3 protein-coding genes are annotated in these 2,385 nt (G+C 73.6%); 1 reads left to right on the top strand and 2 read right to left on the bottom strand.

Annotated features, from left to right (window positions below):
* Both JGS39_RS38835 and pip read right to left on the bottom strand, forming a co-directional pair.
* Nucleotides 1–750: serine/threonine-protein kinase (locus JGS39_RS38835; RefSeq protein WP_219574476.1), on the bottom strand; the 750-nt coding region annotated here is incomplete at its 3' end.
* Nucleotides 751–869: 119 nt separating this feature from the next.
* Nucleotides 870–1,844 carry a prolyl aminopeptidase gene (gene pip / locus JGS39_RS38830; RefSeq protein WP_219574475.1) on the bottom strand — a complete coding sequence of 325 codons (975 nt, stop codon included), beginning with the start codon at nt 1,842–1,844 and terminating at the stop codon, nt 870–872.
* Nucleotides 1,845–2,025: 181 nt separating this feature from the next.
* Between pip and JGS39_RS38825 the strand changes: the two genes are divergently transcribed.
* Nucleotides 2,026–2,385 (top strand): hypothetical protein (locus tag JGS39_RS38825; protein ID WP_219574474.1); only part of this gene is annotated, 360 nt, incomplete at its 3' end.

The raw sequence follows: 2,385 nt of genomic DNA, 5'->3' as shown, positions 1-2,385 counted from the left end.
CGCGCGCCGGGCGCTCGGCGGCTCGGGGACGTCGCCGAGGTGCTGCGCCAGGACGGCCGTACCGGCTCCGGTGAACGGCGGTCCGCCGGTGAGTAGCGTGTGGAGCAGGCAGCCGAGGGAGTACAGGTCGCTGCGGCTGTCGAGGACGTCGGGCGCCCGGATCTGCTCCGGTGACATGTACAGCGGGGTGCCGATGACGAAGCCGACGGCGGTCAGGTCGGTGCGGGTCATCGCGGCGGCCGTCGACAGCATGCGGGCGATCCCGAAGTCGAGGATCTTGATGGTGCCGTCCGCGGTGAGCAGCACGTTGGCCGGTTTGATGTCGCGGTGCACGATGCCTGCCCGGTGGGCCGTCTCCAGCCCCGTACAGATTGCTACGCCCCAGCCCATCACCTCGGCGGGGGAGGGGAGTTCGGGTTTCCTGCTCTCCAGTACCGCCCCGAGGTCCCGCCCCTGGAGGTGTTCCATGACGAGGTACAGCACGCGTTCCCCGGCCACCTGCGCCTCGCCGAAGTCGTGCAGGGTGACGATGTGCGGGCTCGACAGCCCGCCGATGACCCGGGCCTCACGGGCGAAGCGGGTGGCGGAGGCGTCCTCGTCGATGCGGGAGAGGACCTTGACCGCGACCTTTCGCCCGATGCGTTCGTCCTCGGCCACCCAGACCCGGCCCATTCCTCCGGAACCCATCGGTTCCGTCAGCCGGTACCGTCCGTCGAGCACCTCACCACGCATCGGCCGCCCCCCGCTCATCTCGCCCTGTCTGCCCCGTACATGATGACCCGACAGGTGGTGTGAGGCCCAGTACTTGCCGGTACCGGCCCGTGGGGGAAGGGCGCGCCGCGTCCGCCCCCGGCCAACCGGCGGCCCCGCTACCGCGCGAACCCGTCCAGCGCCGCCAGGACCGCCCGGGTCGTCGCCGCCCCGCCCAGATGCCCCGCGTCCTCGATCACCGTCAGTTCCGCGTCCGGCCACGCCTTGGCCAGCTCCCACGCGGTGGTCAGCGGGCCGCCCATGTCGAGGCGCCCGTGCACCAGCGCGCCCGGGATGCCCGCCAGCCGCCCCGCGTCCCGGATCAGCCGGCCCTCCTCCAGCCAGGCGCCGTGGGAGAAGTAGCGCGCGCAGATCCGCACGAGGGCCAGCTGCGCCCGGCCGGGGCGGCCGCTGTACGGGGGCGGCCCGGTGTACGCCTCCAGGGAGAGCACCGCGTCCTCCCAGGCACACCAGTCGGCCGTGGCCCGGGCCCGTACCTCCGGGTCGGGGCTCTCCGTGCGCCGTGCGTACGCGGCGAGCACGTCCGGCGTCGCGTCGCTCGCGGCCTCCGGCACGCCGGCCCGGAAGGCGTCCCACGCGTCGGGGAAGAACTGGCTCGCCCCGCGGTACAGCCAGTCGATCTCGGAGCGGCGGGACGTGGTGACGGCGTCGATCACGATCTCGCTGACCCGCTCCGGGTGCCGCTCGGCGTACGCCAGGGCCAGCGTCGAGCCCCAGGACCAGCCGAACAGCAGCCACGTGTCGACGCCCAGGTGGACGCGCAGGCGCTCCATGTCGGAGATCAGGTGGTCCGTCGTGTTGTGCCGCAGGTCGGCTGCCGGGTCGCTCGCGTGCGGGGTCGAGCGGCCGCAGTTGCGCTGGTCGAAGAGGACGACGCGGTAGCGGTCCGGGTCGAAGTACCGGCGGGGCCATGCCGCGCAGCCGGAACCCGGTCCCCCGTGCACGGCCAGGGCGGGCTTGCCGGACGGGTTTCCGCACGCCTCCCAGTACACGAGGTTGCCGTCGCCCACATCGAGCACGCCGTGCTCGTACGGTTCGATCGGCGGGTACTTCTCGTCGGCGTGACGTTCCATGCGCCGGCCCTCCTTGTCTCCTGGCCGCGACGTGGACGCGGAAGCGCACCACCCTACGGCGGGGGCGAAGGGCGTCATGGGGGCGACGGCCGCGGGAACGGGGCAAAGCACCCGGAGGCGTTCGATGCCGCGGCCGCCGCGACGCCCGCCGCGTTCCGCCCCGCGGCGTAGCCTGGGAGCCGTGAACGCCACTCCGGAGGTACTGACCCGACTCGGCGGCCTGCTCGCCGCAGCAGCTCCCGACGACCGTGGAGCGCTCTGGCAACTCGACCGGCAGGGGCGGGAGTTGGACGCCAACCTGGTCCGTCTGCCGGCGGGCGGCGAAGTGGGGGAGCATCAGGAGGACGTCCTGGACGTACTTCTCGTGGTCGTCGAGGGCGACGGTCACCTCACCCCGGGCGGCGGCGGCGAACCCCTCGCTCTCGGCCCCACCACGGTCATGTGGCTCCCGCGCACCTCGCGCCGCTCCCTGACCGCGGGCCCGGACGGCCTCGCCTACCTCACGGTGCACCGCCGCCGCCCGGGCCTCGCGGTCAGGGAG

Source organism: Streptomyces poriferorum, from assembly GCF_019399235.1.
GTDB lineage: Bacteria > Actinomycetota > Actinomycetes > Streptomycetales > Streptomycetaceae > Streptomyces > Streptomyces poriferorum.
Note: the sequence above shows the minus strand (reverse complement) of the source record. Positions and strands in the feature narration are given on the sequence as shown.

Bases quoted from the DNA above. Each gene is read 5' to 3' on its own strand.
- pip (WP_219574475.1), bottom strand. From the start codon at position 1,844: ATGGAACGTCACGCCGACGAGAAGTACCCGCCGATCGAACCGTACGAG.